At 48.1% G+C, this 16,422-nt stretch carries 14 protein-coding genes; 3 read left to right on the top strand and 11 right to left on the bottom strand.

Annotation, left to right across the window (positions count from 1 at the left end; genetic code table 11):
* Positions 1–32: 32 nt before the first annotated feature.
* Both R7O12_RS04335 and R7O12_RS04340 read right to left on the bottom strand, forming a co-directional pair.
* Positions 33–1,160: an ElyC/SanA/YdcF family protein gene (locus R7O12_RS04335; protein ID WP_318125648.1), complete on the bottom strand. Its 1,128-nt coding sequence runs from the start codon at positions 1,158–1,160 to the stop codon at positions 33–35.
* Positions 1,161–1,458: 298 nt separating this feature from the next.
* Positions 1,459–2,358 carry a GyrI-like domain-containing protein gene (locus R7O12_RS04340; RefSeq protein WP_009706616.1) on the bottom strand — a complete coding sequence of 300 codons (900 nt, stop codon included), beginning with the start codon at positions 2,356–2,358 and terminating at the stop codon, positions 1,459–1,461.
* Positions 2,359–2,542: 184 nt separating this feature from the next.
* On the opposite strand from R7O12_RS04340, the gene R7O12_RS04345 reads away from it, so the two are divergent.
* Entirely contained in the window at positions 2,543–3,406 is an 864-nt protein-coding gene (locus R7O12_RS04345; protein ID WP_017820079.1) for a helix-turn-helix domain-containing protein, read from the top strand.
* A gap of 91 nt (positions 3,407–3,497) precedes the next feature.
* Complete coding sequence (locus R7O12_RS04350) at positions 3,498–4,085, top strand: GNAT family N-acetyltransferase (protein WP_213914713.1); 588 nt, start codon at positions 3,498–3,500, stop codon at positions 4,083–4,085.
* A gap of 111 nt (positions 4,086–4,196) precedes the next feature.
* On the opposite strand, the gene R7O12_RS04355 is transcribed toward R7O12_RS04350, so the two are convergent.
* The 6 genes from R7O12_RS04355 to R7O12_RS04380 all read right to left on the bottom strand — a co-directional run bounded on the left by R7O12_RS04355 (position 4,197) and on the right by R7O12_RS04380 (position 11,464).
* Complete coding sequence (locus tag R7O12_RS04355; RefSeq protein ID WP_004746427.1) at positions 4,197–4,463, bottom strand: DUF2999 family protein; 267 nt, start codon at positions 4,461–4,463, stop codon at positions 4,197–4,199.
* 79 nt (positions 4,464–4,542) lie between these two features.
* Positions 4,543–5,667 (bottom strand): lipocalin-like domain-containing protein, encoded by a 1,125-nt coding sequence (locus tag R7O12_RS04360; protein ID WP_318125649.1) that lies wholly within the window; start codon positions 5,665–5,667, stop codon positions 4,543–4,545.
* Positions 5,667–8,198: an ABC transporter permease gene (locus R7O12_RS04365; protein WP_318125673.1), complete on the bottom strand. Its 2,532-nt coding sequence runs from the start codon at positions 8,196–8,198 to the stop codon at positions 5,667–5,669. Before R7O12_RS04365 ends, R7O12_RS04360 begins: the two co-directional genes overlap by 1 nt.
* Positions 8,185–8,895, bottom strand: a complete 711-nt coding sequence (locus R7O12_RS04370) for an ABC transporter ATP-binding protein (RefSeq protein ID WP_047102441.1) — start codon at positions 8,893–8,895, stop codon at positions 8,185–8,187. Before R7O12_RS04370 ends, R7O12_RS04365 begins: the two co-directional genes overlap by 14 nt.
* 226 nt (positions 8,896–9,121) lie before the next feature.
* A complete protein-coding gene (locus R7O12_RS04375) occupies positions 9,122–9,367 on the bottom strand; it encodes a DUF3297 family protein (RefSeq protein WP_005374689.1) in 246 nt (81 codons plus the stop codon).
* A gap of 105 nt (positions 9,368–9,472) precedes the next feature.
* Positions 9,473–11,464, bottom strand: coding sequence for a U32 family peptidase (locus R7O12_RS04380; RefSeq protein ID WP_285334796.1), 1,992 nt, complete (start codon positions 11,462–11,464; stop codon positions 9,473–9,475).
* A gap of 227 nt (positions 11,465–11,691) precedes the next feature.
* Here R7O12_RS04380 and R7O12_RS04385 point away from each other — a divergent pair, with 227 nt between their 5' ends.
* Entirely contained in the window at positions 11,692–12,138 is a 447-nt protein-coding gene (locus tag R7O12_RS04385; protein ID WP_017634511.1) for a DUF302 domain-containing protein, read from the top strand.
* Positions 12,139–12,220: 82 nt separating this feature from the next.
* On the opposite strand, the gene R7O12_RS04390 is transcribed toward R7O12_RS04385, so the two are convergent.
* From R7O12_RS04390 to R7O12_RS04400, 3 genes are read right to left on the bottom strand one after another with little or no spacing between them, the layout of a single operon-like run.
* Entirely contained in the window at positions 12,221–13,423 is a 1,203-nt protein-coding gene (locus R7O12_RS04390; RefSeq protein ID WP_318125650.1) for a type III PLP-dependent enzyme, read from the bottom strand.
* Positions 13,416–15,245: an IucA/IucC family protein gene (locus R7O12_RS04395; protein ID WP_318125651.1), complete on the bottom strand. Its 1,830-nt coding sequence runs from the start codon at positions 15,243–15,245 to the stop codon at positions 13,416–13,418. Before R7O12_RS04395 ends, R7O12_RS04390 begins: the two co-directional genes overlap by 8 nt.
* Positions 15,217–16,422, bottom strand: a complete 1,206-nt coding sequence (locus R7O12_RS04400) for an MFS transporter (RefSeq protein ID WP_005374702.1) — start codon at positions 16,420–16,422, stop codon at positions 15,217–15,219. The genes R7O12_RS04395 and R7O12_RS04400 overlap by 29 nt, the downstream gene beginning before the upstream one ends.

The following is a 16,422-nucleotide window of genomic DNA, read 5'->3' on the forward strand; positions in this document are numbered from 1 at the left end:
CGCGGTCTCTTTTGCTTTCTGGCTCTAGTGTATTAACGCGACTCTAGCGGGTAAGAGCGGTAGCTCCACATGCCGTAAGTACGCAGAGCATCGCGGTAGATACCAAGCAGTTCGCCATCGCTGGCTTTGGCTAAGTCTTTAAGTGGTTTGTCTGGGTAGCTCACTGTGTCAAAAGTGATGTCTTGCGGGCCAGTTTGCCAGCTTGCGATTTCAAACAAGGTTTGACCACGGCGCACATGGCTCGCTGAGCTTATGATGGTTGCGTGCTTGATGTTATGACGCGCCAATGCGTAGCTGCTGAATAGGGCGTTACCTACCGTGCTGGTGGCGTAGTTTTCTTCAATGATGCGATCTTTGCTGATGCCTTTTTCAATCAGCCAATCCGCCATTAACTTGCCTTCGGTTTTGTGGTTCTTCGGTACACCACCCGTCAATACGATCAATGCGTCTGGATTTGCTTTCGCCATTGCTAACGTAGTTTCCAAACGCTCAACCAAGATTTGATGCATTGAACCATCTGGGTTCAGCGCGTATCCCAACGTGACGATTGCGCCTCTGTCATCCAATTTTCCTTTGTCGGCTTGCTCTTTTAGCGGCGTGGCAAGTACGCGGTCTACGGTGTCGAAGATGCGTTGGATGTCTGCCGCTTTACCTGCATTGAGCTTCGTGAGCGTCGCCATGTGTTTCGCTGATTCCGCTTGGTTGCCCTCAAAGCGTTGCCATACCGCTAAGTAAGCGTGCAAATCCACATCGTCTGGTGCGACAGAAAGGGCTTGTTCAAACAGTTCAATCGCGCGGTCTGCATTCTTGTTGTAGATCTGCGCGTTTGCTGCAGAAATCAGTAGGTCAGTACGGTACGGCTCAAGTTTGTACGCTTCTAATAAGCGGTTGGTAACAATCTCCATGTTGCTCGGCATTTTGGCGGTAAAACCCGCATGCGAGATACGCGCAGGGGATTTGAATGCTTGTACCGCGTCATTCAGCAGTTGGTCGACAACCTGACGTTTAGTGACGATCTGTGAGTAGTCGGTGGAAGATTGGACAGCAGCATCGTTAGCCGCGATAGAGTATGGGGCAGCATCGTTAGCCGCGATAGAGTATGGGGCAGCAGTCAGCGCAATTACGCTACCAAGAGCAATAGCAAGTAAGTTCTTCTTCATGGAATGTCCTAGAGGTGCTGTAGTACCTAGTTTTTATTGTGCTTAGTGTTGTAGGTCGAACGGGGTCGATGGAATTTTTTCAGTCTAGGTTCGCTTCATGAATAATCTGTGAAATGAATCCCAACTCAGCCGAGCGAATGAGCGCGCGTGGTCAAAACGCGAAGTAGGATCACGAAAATATTGAGGTATTCGTTCGTGTTCTAAGTAATTGGATTAAAAGATAAACAGCATTTGGAACAGCGAATTTAAGCAACCAGAGTAAGAAATGAAAAAGCCTGCAACGATGCAGGCTTTTGGTTTATTTGATGGCGGTGCAGAAGCTAACGTCTGCATGATGCGTTTGTGGGTCGAAGCTGTGGTAAAGCTCAAAGCAAGGACGATCGTCGTTCTCAATACCGGATTCAATTACCTTGCTCATGACATCATCCCACGCTTTTGAGTATTGGCTCGGGTCAGTAATGTGCTGGCGCATCACCGCATATTGACCACCGGGGAAGTCTTGCAGCTCAATGCCTTTTGGAACTTCCGTATCTTCTGGCACCATCAAGCAGATATCAGTGCGACACTTCTCGTCTGGCGTGATTTCTGGATTGTCATGGTAGATGAAGATGCAGGTATTGCCTGCCAAACCTTTCATTCCTGCCCATTGATACAAGCGACCTGATGGCTCCTCATAGCCTTGGCCGTAAGGGCCGTTTACGCGAATGTAAGCCAGTTTTGCTTTTTCAAAGTTTTGCGTTTCCATTGTCATGCTCCATTTGGTGAGTTCAGAGCCAGTATATGAATCGCTTGGTGTTACTTCGTTTCCATTCTTGCGCAACGTGTGTCCAATCTTGCTGTTTCGTGCTAATTCAGAAAACTGCTGGTAGTTTTCGCAGTCGCGAAAGGCCGTAGGTGTAACGCCATAATGTTGCTTGAAGGCTTTGGCTAAGCTCTGTGAGCTAGAAAATCCGTACTCTAAGGCAATGTTTAATACCGGTTGCTTGGATTTGAATAAGTCATCGGCGGCGGCTTCTAGACGCAAACGTCGAATGAAATCAGCCAATGTCTCGCCTTGCACGGCTTTGAAGGTGCGATGAAAGTGATAAGGAGAAAGGTTCGCCAGCGCGGCCACTTCTGGCAGATTGAGTGGTTCATTAAAGTGTTGTTCTAAATAACGAATCACAGGAACCAGTCGTTGGTGGTAGTCGACGCGCATCGGGGGATTTCCTTGTTCTGTTCAGCTTGTTTTCTCTGCTCAAAGCCTACCGCAATCCAACAAGCTTGCAAGGGAGCAGCGTGAGAAATGCGTGGCGAGATGCGCGTCAATCAGTCACACTCAACGAGCAGATGTTTAAGCAAAAACGTTGCGCCCATTATCTTTACTAACCGCTAGGACAATCATGATAGCTTGGAAACAGTCTCTGCCAGAGTACGAATGGCTCATTCATCAAGTTTGGTACTTGGAAGTGCCAGAGGGTGAAGTCATTGACCCCAAGCCGCACCTTATCCCAAACCCGCGTGCTCATTTACTCTTTACGCCACCAGAGCAAGGCTACAGCTACGACACGGGACACACAAAGCTTGCTGGCAAAGGCTGCCACTTGTTAATGGCTAACGAACATTTACTGTTGTTGGAAGATACGGCTCCCATCAAGCGTATTGGTATCACCTTTCGCCCAGAGGGTTTTTATGCCATTGAATCACGGTTTAGTGATGCATCCCAAGTTAGTGCAATTAACCAATGCGAATGGTTTGATTGGCTTAACGCGGCGTTTGATGAGCGCTTTCAACAAGGCTTATGGCAGTTAGAGTTGCAAGGTTCATCGCAATGTTTGCTGAACTACATCAAACAACATTTAGATGCGTTAGATATCGAACCTTGCCGTACCAAACCGTTTTTGGCGTCACAAAAAGCGGTATCCGTGATGGACGCTCAAGCGCTACGTTCACCTGAGTTAGCGATGGATATTGATGAGATAGCCAAACAGTGCGCCTGTTCTCGAAGAACGCTTGAGCGCAGTTTCAAACAAGTGGTGGGGTTGAGCGTTAAGCAGTATCAACAAATGGCGCGTCTGGAGCAGATGATTTTGACTCTCTACAAGCAACAAGAAGCGATTGATTGGGCGAGTTTCTCACAACAATTTGGTTTCAGTGACCAATCGCATTTGATTCGTACCCTCAAACATCAGCTAAGAAAAACGCCGAGCAAATACCTGAAAAAACGTGACTTAACCATCGATATCTATGGCGATTTTGAGTCGTAATACATTGCTAATCAGCCCGAAAGTTGTCGCAAAAATCCAATTTTTCTCTTATCCGCTGGGCTACTATTTTCAGCAGATAACGAGGTAACACATGTCATATCAAAAACTAAAACAAGGCGAAGCCATTCCATTTAATGAATCGTTGACTATCCAACTGATTCAAGGCTCTGATCTACAAGATATTATCGAGATGCTGAACGGCGATAAGGTCAATCAGTATCTGTTCTTCGCACCTGCTGATAACAACCTGTATGAAGGCTTCTTTGGCCCTATTATTGAAAATACGGCACAAGCGATTAAAGACGGTGTTTGGTCAGATAGCCCAACGTTCGTGATTCGTGACCAGCAAGGTCAGTACATGGGAATGTGTGCGGTGACCGCAGTGATGTTCTTAACTGGCAACTACGAAGTGGGTTATCAGTTACCTACTTGCGCATGGGGCAAAGGCGTCGCGACTCGCGCTTGCCAAATGATGACCGAGATTGGATTTACTGAGTTAAACGCCCATAAAGTCAGTGCCGATTGCTACGCTTCTAATGCTGGTTCTTACAAGACGTTAGAGAAAAATGGTTTTACTCAAGAAGGCCGTCAGAAAGACTACTATAAACTAGAGCAAGGCTTTGACGACAAGCTCTACTACGGTATGACCGCAGAGCAATTCGCGTCTTTAAATCGCTAATAATTAGCCGACAAAAAAGTAGCTAACAACAACGTAGCGAACAAAAAAGGCCGTTAACCCACATGCTCGGGTTAACGGCCTTTTCTATATTCAGCGCTAAATGGCTAAGACTTAGTTGCCTTGGTTTTGGCTTTGAAGCTTCTCTTTTGCTTCTTCAACCTTTGAGAAATCCAATCCCAACTCGTCTACGGCTTCTTTGATTAGCGCAGGGTTTTGCATCACTTGCGCCATCAGCATTTGTAGCTTGTCTTGTGGCAAACCTAGTTGGCTGATTGTTGCCATTGCCGCTAGAGGGTTTTGCGTCAGAGTCTGAAAAATCTCGTTGATTTGCTCATCGCTGATGTTGTTCTCTTTCAGCAAGGCGATAATTGGGTTCATCATATTTCCTTTCAATCAGTGTATGACTTGGTTGCCAGTATTTGTTCTAGTAGAATAATTGGGGCTCCCGCTCAACATTTCAATACCCCGTTAGCTCCATGTAACCAGTCCCAGAATGAGAGCCCTCAATACGTACTGGGCCTTCCCAATAAGGTACCGAAAGCGGCATTTTCGCGTTCGGGTTGAGAGCAGAAACGGTAAGCTCAATTTGCTGATTTGGAATCGACACTTGCCACTGGGTTGGATACTTTCGCCCTTGGATTTCTGTTTGCTTGGTTGCTATTAAGCGAATGTCTTTTTGAGAAATGGCGATGCCAGAGCCATCTTGCTGCATCAGCTTTGCGCTGGCGTAACTAGCTTGTCCGGTTTTGGAATCCCGCAACTGGAACACCACCAAGCTGGTTTTGTCACTCAACCTCAGAGCAAACCAGTCCCAGCCTTGTTGTGAGTCGAGTAAGAATTGCGAGCTCCACTCTCGATCTATCCAGCCTTCACCCGACACTTGATGAGTTTCGCCGTCGATGGTGACTTCACCGGAGACATCAATAAACGGTTGGCTGTAGTAATACGAAGCCACCTGACCATCGGCACTTTTGGTGCTGTAACCTTGCTCGCCTTGCTTTTGATAAGGTGCGCTGCTGGTCAGTTTTAGTGAGTAGCCAAACTGCTCTGAATTGGCATTTAGCGTGGCAGGGAAGAGGTCGTTGGTTGAAGAGGTCCACTGCCAATCATCGAGGTAAACACGAAATGGAGAGCTATCGACGCCGGCTAAGGACGCTTGAGCGCGTGACCATTTTTCATCTGCATAGTGTTTGTCTGCGGTCGTCACTGCGCTGTGCGCCATGTAGATTTGTTGAGCTTGCCATTCGGTTTTCTTCACGTCATCTTCGCCTTTTAGTGGCGCAGCAGCAAAGCGAAATTGTGTCCATTGAACGCCAAGTGGAGTGCCGTCTGCATCGATTAAGTTGGCGGTTAAATACCACCATTCATGACGAAAATTCGGGTGTGCTTGATGGTCTGCTGGGAAGGTGAGTTCAACCCCTTTTTCTACGGGTGTGAATAGGTTGCTTTCGCTTTGTGTTTCTCCACTGCCCAGCAACGTGCCCATATTTTGTGTGCTCATATTTTTTTGTTGGGCATCTTCACATCCAAATAGGATCAAGCTGCTTATGAGCAGAGTAAGTTTGCTTGCTAATCGAACCATCACAACACCTCGCTTTGCAAACTGGACATGACAGGCTTACTGACCAATCGCCACAGCGGAATCAAAGTTGCAATCACCGCCACCAAGATGGTGATCGCCGCAATACTGAGGGCATCGCTCCAATTCCATAGATAATTTAAGCTCCAACCAAAAGCGCGCAAGGTGACAATATCTGTCAGCACATATCCCACCATGGCTCCTAAAGGTAGGGTGATAACCAGAGTAAAACTGACCAAAGCGACGATCTGTCCGACCACCATGGTCATTAATTTGCGACGACTAACGCCAAGTGCATACAGCCTTGCAATGGCGGCTTTACGCGCGTCGAGCAACATGAAACAAGCACTGAACAAGCCAATCACCGCGACCATCAACGTCACGCCGTTGAGCGCACGCGTAATGGCGAAGGTCTGCGAGAAAATATCCAACGCGATGGATTTGATTTGCGCCTGATCGTAGAGCTGACTTGGATGCAGATTCAATTGCTCGCGCAGTTGCTCGTATACGATTTGTGGGTCTCCTGATACTTTAATGCCAAGGCTTGTTGGCAGGTCGGTAAAGCCACTCTCTTGCCATAATTTGGGTGCCAATAACACTTCACCGTTGGGTGAGCCGTAATCGTGGAATACCGCACCCACAAGCAGGTTCTTATTTGGAACGGCATCAAGCGTGAGCGCGCTACCCAGTGATAAACCCAGTTTGACCGCGGTTGGTTCACTGATAGCGACCAACTCACCTTGGTAAAAGCGTGACCAGAAGTTCTCCAAATGCGATTTGAACACCATGGTTTGTTCTAAGGTGTCTTTGTCTTTGGTACCAAGCAAAATCGGTAAGCCTTGCAGGTTATCGTCGACGTAGTATTGCTTGTAGACGGTCTCAACATTATTGAACTGCCCTAACGCGCGCTCTACATCAGCGATTTCTCCTTGGGCAGGGCTGACGTAAATATCGGCGTGTAGCCTTTGTTCTAACCACTGTTTTAAGGTGGATTCAAAACTGCCCACTAGCGTATTCATCCCCATATTGGCTGTAACGGCGAGTAGCAGTGCCATCATGGCGAGAGAAAGCGGAGAAATCAGCTCGCGCAACTCAGCAAAAAGATACTGCATCAAACCGGAATTGGTGCGCTTCTCGCACCAATTGGCTAATACGCTGAGTGTTTTAGGTAGATATAAAGGAATCGACACCACAAGCACGCCGAGCCACGCCATGGTGAAGCGGTGGTGCTCACTCTGCCATAACCCTGCAAGTGCGAGAGCTGTCAACGCAGCACCTATCACGAACAATTGGTTTTCGTTAGAGGCTTCAGGCGCTTGATAAAACCCGCCATGAGAGGAAAGCGGTTGGCGCACTCGCTGTTTAAAGTGCTGCCAACACGCCAACAGGGTTGCGGTTAACGTGAGCAGCAGCGCTTGCGCCCACCATTGCCACTGCCAAGTTCCGGGCAGAAGTGTCGCGCCATAAAGTTGTTCTAGAGTCAGTGCCACGGTCGGATGTAGCCAATGGCTAAGCTGCATGCCCAATACAAAACCGAGGGAAGCGCCGATGGTAACGAGAACAGTGAGTTCAACTAACAGCGCAGAGAGCACAATGCTCGGCGCAACGCCCGCCTGTTGAATCTGCACTAACAGCCGATTGCGTTTAAGCAAGCTGTACTTAACGCCGTTGTAAGCAATAAACAGCCCGACTAAAAACGCGAGTAAGCTCATTGCGGTGAGATTGAGGTGAAAGCTGTCGGTCAGTGAGCCAAGGTCTGTGCTTTGATTATTGGAAATCCATTGTCCTTGCTCGCCAATGATGCTTTGCCAATTTGCTTGCGTGTCTTTATTCCCTTTATCACCCGAATGGAAAACCGCAATGTAACTGAGCTGCCCTTTTTTATTGAGCAGTTGCTGGGCAAAGCCAATGTCCATCAACATTCGGCTACCTAACTGCCATTCGTCAGGCAACACCACCACTTGGGTTGGAATGTCGTCCAGAGTTAGGGTTTCTACCTCTCCTAAGTTTTGATGTTGAGATTGGCTCATCATCACGATTGGCTTGCCAGCTAAAAGCTCAGGTAGAGGCAAAGCACTGTCGAACAAAGACACGTTCTGTTGGTTATCTGATGACTTTTGCTTGTTATCCGTTGAGTAGCGCGAACGTGAAGAGATGGCAGCAATTAACTCGCTACCTTGTACTGACCAACGACGACCTTGTTCGTCTCTCACTCGCCCTTCGATTACAGGTAGTGCTGCACTGAGCCCGTTTTGTCTAAGGGTGAAATAAAGAGACTCGGGCAGATAGTTTTGCCCTGCTGGTGGAATAATTAAGTTCTGAGCTTGTGCGCTAAGCTGCTCGGTAGATTCCGCATAACTTCGTTTGGCATTGAGGTTGATGGCTTGCACCGCAACAAATAAGGTAACAGCCAACACGATACCGATCAGAATCGCGGCGGCTTGCAGTGGTGCTTGTCGATAATGTGCCGCAAACAGATCCAGGGCGAGTCGAGTATGTGTGAATCTGGTGGTTGATAGCTTAGCTTGCTTCATGGCGAAGCTCATGTTTGTTTACTTGATGACTGTTCTGTAGCTGACTGTTATCCAATCGCAGCCGTGCTTTCATAAATTCAGCGCATTCATGGCTGTGTGTTACCAATAGCACCGCCGTATTGCCCTGGGTGGTGATTTCACTGAGCAGTTTCATCACTTCCAAGCCTGCTTTTTGGTCGAGGTTACCTGTGGGTTCATCAGCAAGTAGCAGTTTAGGTTTGTGTGCTAAAGCGCGCGCAATCGCGACTCGTTGTTGTTGACCACCGGAAAGGGCAGAAACATGTCTATCAAGCAGTTGGCTGATGCCTAGAGTCTCGACCAAATAATCGCACCAGTCATTCCATTTTTGTTGATTCAAATGTAGAGGGAAGGCGATGTTTTGCTGCACGTTGAGCGGCGTTAATAGGTTGAATTGCTGAAAAATAACACCGAGTTTTTGGTGTCGAAATCGGCTCCATTGCGGGTCTTTCCAAGCCGCCGTGTTATCACCATCTAACCACAACTCACCTTCGGAAAGTGGCTCAAAGCCAGCGATGACATTGAGTAAGGTACTTTTGCCGCTGCCACTTGCGCCTGTCAGCGCAACACTCGCTCCTGTGTTCAACGTAAAGTCGACGCCTTCCAACACGCGATGTGTCTCTTTGCCATCGACAAAGCTTTTGCTGGCGTGTTTGAGTGTGACCAGTGGGCTTTCCATTTCCTCTCCCTGTATTCAAAAGGTGTCGTTTCTTTTGGCAATGGCTATTGCAGTTAGTTCTCTAGAAACTTTAGACAACAATCAGATAAAAACAGCGATTTACATCGATTTCTTAATAACTTGTACTGAAAAGAAGAGGGAATAGATTAAATGAGGAAGGGATATGACAGGCATTAAAAAAGCCCGAGTCAGACTCGAGCTTTCAAAGATATTAAGCGTGGTCAGCTTACACGTAGTACGCTTCAACTTCGCCTTTAAGCTTGATTAGCATTGGGTTACCGAAACGGTCTTTTGCTTTAGGAGAAGCAATTTTTACCCAACCTTCGCTGATGCAGTATTCTTCTACGTCAGTACGCTCTTGGCCGTTGATACGAATACCGATTTGGTGCTCGAAGCATTCTTTGATGAAGAATGGGCTACGTGGGTTACCCGCTAGGCGATCTGGTAGAGCTGGTTTAGCTGTATCTGTCATTTTGTGTGACCTAAATTCCGTAAAAAGTGCGCTATTGTAGTCAGTGCACTGTGTGTGTTCAAGATATGTTGAGAGTGGATGCGTTGTTTAACTTTCAAGTACCGCCTACAACCCCTTCAAATACTGCGCGTTGGCTGTTGGTTGAATCATGTCATTCAGCGTTTGGACGGCTTGTTCACTGTGATCTTCAAGTAGAGCTAAGAACGCGTCAATCAACTCAGGTTTGCTTGCTGAGACTTTCGTTTCGGTCTGGATATCACGCAGATCGATCAACACATCGGTAAACAATTGCGGCAGATCGTGCAGCACTTGCAGGTTTAAGATGTTGTGCTCGCTGTAGATTGAATTGTGGCTGCCTTTTTGTTTTTGCACCAAGTAAGGATTGTCTTTTAAGTTGATGATAGACGTGCGTTTATCACAGCGTTTCAAACAACTTTTGTTGACCTTCACCTTACGGCATCCTTCGGTTTGTTGAAACAAACATTGGCGGCTCGTGAGTAGAGTGTTCGGGTGATAAATGCTGTAGAAGCTGCGCATGTTTTTCGGACGCTTTATGTGACGCACCTGCTTCATATTCAGCTCGTTAGAAACAAACGCGCCACTTGCCGCGAACTCATCTTGAAGGCATTTAAACGCGTATGAGTTCACCGTGTTCAGTTGTGGGCCTGCCACCCAGCCTAAGCCGAGCTCTTTTGCGATCATGCCGACACCTGAGTTGTTGGTGATCAACAACTCAGGTTGGATGGTTTCCAAAAATACGCGCGCGGCGTGGTAGTCTTCGCCAATCAAAATGGCTGGGAACCAAGGTTTGAGCATTGGGTTGGCTTGGAACAATTCAATCATCGCGCTCAGTTCACCAGACAATCCCATTGGCAATTGATAGTAAACATCAACGTCGTGGTATTCGCACAGCATGGCTTCTTGTGCTGACGAGATCAGAACCGATAATTTTGGCGCACCTTGGCGAGGTTCTGGTTGAGGTAACGTTGGCAGAGTTGGCACATCAATCGACCCTTTCAAGCTGCTGCCGGATACTTGTGTTGAAGTGACATCGAACGACTTAGTTTGCTCTGCCACTTTCTCAATGATCGCGGTTTTGTCATCGTAGAGTTTCTTTTTCACCGCTTGTACATCATCAGCAGACTGGCATTGGTAAACCTTCGAAAAATGCTTTACAGCATGGTCGCGCGGGTTGTCGATGTACATCGCCTTGCCGAAATCACCTTGCAAAAATGCGTTGGAGAAATCACGGTTGAACACCGTGTATAACTCTGTGGTGTCTTCAGAGAGTTCCAAACCCTCGCACAAGCGATCGATTTGCTGGCGCCAATTGTCGACCACGGTATAGACGTAGTGCGATTTCTTGATTCGCCCTTCCACTTTTAATGAATACACGCCAGCATCGGCAAGCGCTTCCAAGTCCCCAAAGGCGGAGTTGTCTTTCATATTGAGTGGGTAGTTGTTGCCTGTTTTGGTCGTTTCGTACTGTTCGCGACAAGGTTGGCTACAGCGTCCACGGTTACCTGATGCGCCATTGCGAGCGGAACTGATGTAGCAAATTCCGGAGAATCCGATGCAGTATGAGCCGTGGACAAACACTTCCATCATTACGTTGTGCTCGCGACCAAATTGCGCCAGATGTTTTATCTCACTGATGTTAAGTTCGCGAGATAAGTTTACTCGGCTTGCGGTGAGCTGGTTGAGAAAGAGGATTTGGCCTTCGTTATGCGTGTTCAGTTGCGTTGAAGCGTGCACATCCAAATCGGGAAAGTGATGTTTGAGAATGTAGGCCAGACCGAGATCTTGTACGATCACGCCATCGATTTTGGTGGTGTTCAGTTGGCTGAGCAAGCGAACAATCGCTGGAATTTCACTTTCTAAAATCAGCACATTCAACGTTAGGAAAATCTTACAGCTGTGCTGATGGGCCAACGTTAACACGCCATTTAAGTTATCTAAGGTGAGGTTGGTCGCTCGGTTACGAGCATTGAAGCGGTCGAGCCCACAGTAAATTGCATCGGCGCCAGCGGCAATGGCGGCTTTGATGGAATCTAAATCACCACCGGGTGCTAATAACTCAAATTGATCGCGTGTCACTACTTTTCTCTTTCTTACTAAAATAGGCTGCAAATGTTACGTATTTCACGCTTTTGATGCTCGGCTAGTTAATGCTTTATTAATCTGAATCAATTTATCCGTGTTACACGGTCGACTCTTGAGTGGGTAGAGTGCAATTCGCGATAGCGGAATCTGACTTCTATAGTTTTCCTACACTTGGTTTTTCTATATCTAGTTTTCGACTCAGAGAGAGGAAGGGACGACAAATGAAAAAAGTAATCATCGGGTTGGTCGTGGCGTTGACGTCATTGAGTGCGTTGGCTGGTGAGGGTGTGGTAACCGTTGCGAGCACGCATTCAGCAAAAGATACGGCGGATAAATTTGTCGCTATCGCGCAAGAAAAAGGGTTGAACGTCTTTGCGCGCATTAACCATCAAGAGAATGCCACGAAAGTCGATATGACGTTGCGACCAACCGAAGTTATCGTGTTTGGAAACCCTAAAGTGGGCACGCCACTGATGATCTGTGCGCAGGAAGTGGCGCTCGATTTACCCCAAAAAGTGTTGGTGTATGAAGATGCTGAAGGCAAAACGTGGTTAGCTTATAACGATCCTATGTATTTAAAGCAGCGCCATCATATTGAAGGCTGTGACGAGGTATTGAACAAAATCAGCGGCGTGCTGGGCAATTTAACCCACGCGGCGGCGAAGTAGAGTGCTGTATTAGGGCTGCTTGTTATGTTGAAGAATAAAAAAGCCCCAATGATTGGGGCTTGAATGAAGCGAAGTATGCCGTTTAAAAATAGTGGAAGATCGGCGGTTCATGCATCAAGAAGTTTTGATGGGAAATGTTCCACGCATAGGCGCCCGCTAAGGTAAACACAACGTAATCACCAATATCGACGTGGGCGACGTGTTGATTGCGTGCCAGCACATCTTTGGGCGTACAAAGCTGGCCGACAAAGGTCGCTTGTGCATGCTGAATTGGGTGAGAAATCTCATGGTGTTGCTCGCTTTTCAGGATGACGAATGGATGGTCATGACTCTGCGCCGCTGGCGTGCGGAAGTGGTGAGTTCCTCCGCGCGCGATGACAAAGTTTTCGCCAAGATTTTGCTTAATATCCAGTACTTCCATCACGTAATAACCGCATGCCGCCGTGATGAAACGTCCGCATTCAAAACGCAGTGTCCAATCTTGCACTTGCTCTTTAGCGATGAGGAATTCCAACTTGTCGCAAAACTCCATCCACGGAAAGTGTTGCTCAGGGTTTTGGTAGTTGATGCCCATGCCGCCGCCCAAGTTGATCATCAGCTCACCGAGTTCGAACTCCTGCTGCCACGCCTTCACGACTTGGAAATAGCGCTGCATTAACGCTAAGTGGCGTTCAACATCAAGCTGATGCGACATCAAGTGAAAATGGAAGCCTTTGAGTGACACTTGCGGGAAATCGCGCAGCAACATCAAAGCATTGCTCAGTTCGGACTCGTCCAAGCCAAACGGAGTCGGCTTGCCGCCCATTGCCAACTTGCTGAGCGTGATGTCGCCAATATCAATGTTCATACGCAAAAAGATCGAAGCAGGGCGGTTGAGGCGCTCGGTTAGCGCACCAATGCGTTGCAGCTCGGTGAGGCTTTCGACATGAATTGCATCAACATCAAGATCAATCGCTTGTTGCAATTCACTTGGCATTTTTCCTGGGCCACCGAAGATCAATGGCTTATCGAGTTGCTGCTGGTGGAGGTGTGCCAACTCCCCGCCAGATGCCGCTTCAAAACCATCGACATACGGCGCGAGCGTTTTGAGAATCGGGCCCGATGGATTGGCTTTGGCTGCGTAAAATAGCTCGACATTTTTCGGCAAAACGTGACGCAGTTGTTTGATGTGTTTTTCTAAGGCGTTTAGGTCATACACGTACGCGCACAAGGGCTGATTTTGCTGCTGTGCGAGCGTGTGAACTTGTTGGCTAACGCGTGTCGGTAGAGAGAGTGAGTTAGGCATGTTGCGCTCCTTTTTCGTTTTGTTGCCAAGGTGCGGCGACTTGGGTATAGCCCGACTCCTTATCGGCTTTTTGCATCAAACGTGTGGTGAAATTATTTTTGCTTGGGAAGTGACCGCCATTTAGCAACGTTTCTAGTTCCGGTTGTTTTCCATTCACTGATTGCCAATGCACAATGGCACTTTGCACCGCATTCCACAGCGTTTGCTCTAGTGGCTCATCACCTTCTGCGATGAAGAAAATCGCTTCGCTGATGTTGTTGATAAAGGTGCAGTATCCGATGCGATTCCAGCCTTGTTCGCGACTGTAGTAAACCGATTGTCGTGCGCGTTCAGACAAGTCAGTTAATGTTTCTGCTGGCCAGAACTCCGGCAGTAATTTAGTGCCTTCCAAATCACGAATCCAAACACAACACGGCATCTCTTGCTCAAAGCCAATCAGGGTGTTTTGCAAATGCGGCTCAAACGCCACCCCGTGTTTGAAGTAGTAATTAAATACGCCCGGGATCAGGCAATGCAAATAGCGTTCAAACCAAAGTGTCGCGATGTCGGAATAGCGATTTTGCGTAGTACGCGCTTTGTTTTTAAGGCGTTGAGCAATGCGACTGTTGCCGTTATTATCGTAAGCAAACAGAGCGCCAGCGAGGGTTGGTTTCAAGATGTCGACTTCGCTCAGCGAGAAATTTTCGCGATACAAAATCCCAAACGATTCGCGTGCTTTGGTGTTGTCGTCCCAGTTGTGCTCAGCGACACTTTCTAGATTCAACGTGGTGGCGTAAGGCTCTGTCATCACTTTAAATACGGGGTTGTGCAGCTGTTCGTTTTCTCTAATTGGTTTGAGAATCGACGTGAGTTGCACGGCGCTGTCGAGTTCGTACCACGCGTTTTTGCGCACGCAATTGGTTAATCGTACGTTGATGGAGAATTTCGCAAACCAGTCCATGTCAGGGTGGTAGAGGGTACGAACTGAAGAGGTCGGCTGCATCTTTTCACCACCTAAACCCAGTGGCGTGATCTTGCCTTGTTCAATGGCGCGCTTCACGCTTGGGTTACTCAAAATGGTGTAGCTTTCCCAAGGATGACAAGGGTAGAGGGTCTTCCCATTGCTGGTGGCGTGTTGTGGCGCGAGCCGTTGTAGCATGCGCTGCGCAGGGTTAGCTTCTCCGTCGGAACTCAGCACATCAAGTAAGGACGTATCCACTTCAAACCAGTACAACGGGACTTGCGCGCCGACTTCTGGAGAAAACGCCAAGAGATCATCCATGGTGACGCCCGAACGACTTTTCGGGGTCGGATGGAAAGTATGCCCCCAAATCAGAGATTGTTCCGAAGCGATAAATTCGTTGTGATGCGATTTGGGCGCGACGTTGAGAAACTGCTCGGTAACCAGCACGCTATTTTCTAGTTGTTCGATCAGCTCATGGTTAAACGGGATCGCCAATACCTGCTTGAGATAGTTAAGCAAAAGCGTAAGAGTTTGCGTGGCATCCAATTTCGCCCAACCAGATCCCGGCATTTTCGCCCAAGGCAGTTCTGCCAATTTGATTTTGCCCAGTTTGCTCGCGTAGTGAATCGGCAAAACCAGCACGCCATTTTGTTGAGAAAGATGAACGGCTATCCGCTGTTTAGCGGGATAGTTGCGTTTTAACGTTTGGGGTAGCGATGTCGATTGGTAGTGCCATTCCACTTGTTGATTCGGTAGCGCAAATTCACGTAAGTAACAATTAAGAACACCCATTATCGTGTTGAGTTGGGCTTTCTCACGGTTGAGCTGCACCTCATGTGCGCGCAACTCGCTAGTCTGAGAGGATTGAGTTTGTAACATGTTGATTTCCAAATTTTGAGTGGAGAACCAGCGCGATCAAGGTGATTACGCTGACTATCGCAGAAAGTAGGAAAGGAACCTCAAGTAGCCCCAAGCTAGAAATGAAAGAAGCGCAAAATCCCGCTGCCACGCCACCCCATTTGGACATGGCATCAAAGCGAGAAAATACTTTGCCACTGAGTTTGCGATCCAGATTGCTCGCAAGATGCTGATGCAATCCGTGATAACAACACACCATCGCGATGCCGAAGATAATTCTCGCAGCAATGAGTGCGGTTTCGGACGCAATCAAATGCAAGGCAGAGCTCACGGCAAGCAATGCAAACCCAAGCCATAACGTGCGCAGCGGTTGATGGCGATTCAACCCATCTGACAACACGTGAATTTTTCCTGCCAGCAACAGATAGACGCCATGCGGCAGTGCGTACAAAAAACCGATCCATGCGTGGTTAGTGATGCCATATTGCTGCACAAACGGCGAGAAGTAAGGAAAGGTCACCACCATAGAAAACGCAAACCCGAATTGAGCAAAGAAGATCCAACGAATGGCATGCATTGCGTTTTTCTGTGCAACCGGTTTTTCTTGCTGAGGTTCTGAGTTTGGCTTTTCGAGGTTTTGGTCGGCGGGTTTATCCGCTGGCAGTGTTAGCGTGATGCCCATAGCAATTAAAGGCAAAACGCATAACCACAGGTACGCGTTGAGCGGGTTGGTCTCTGACAAGCTCCAGCCGAGCCCAATGGGCGCAACGATCAGCGCCAAGCGAGCAGATAGTTGGGTTTTATTGAGTGACTTGCCGAGTGTTTTGGCTTCTTTAATTTGACTAGATAAGTAGCTGTTCGAGGCGGCCATGGTGCCGCCAAAGGTTCCTTGAACAATAAGACCAAACACAAACATGGCGAGGTTGTCTGCCAAGCCGCACAGCGCAAACCCTGCTGCAAGGCCAAGTTGCGCACGCAAGAGTGAGAGGCGGCGACCGTAGCGATCGGCAAAGTTGCCCCAAAATCGCGCCGCCAACGCAGTACAAAACGTAGGTAGGATAAACAATACCCCTGCCCAGTCCGCATCAATGCTTGCGCCTAACGTTGGCAACACGACGGGTAGAAATAGCGGCATACCTAACGCGGCAAACGCAGCGATAAAGTGGCACAACAACACACTGTAGATGAGTTTGGTCAT

It is taken from the genome of Vibrio sp. Vb1574, assembly GCF_033338675.1.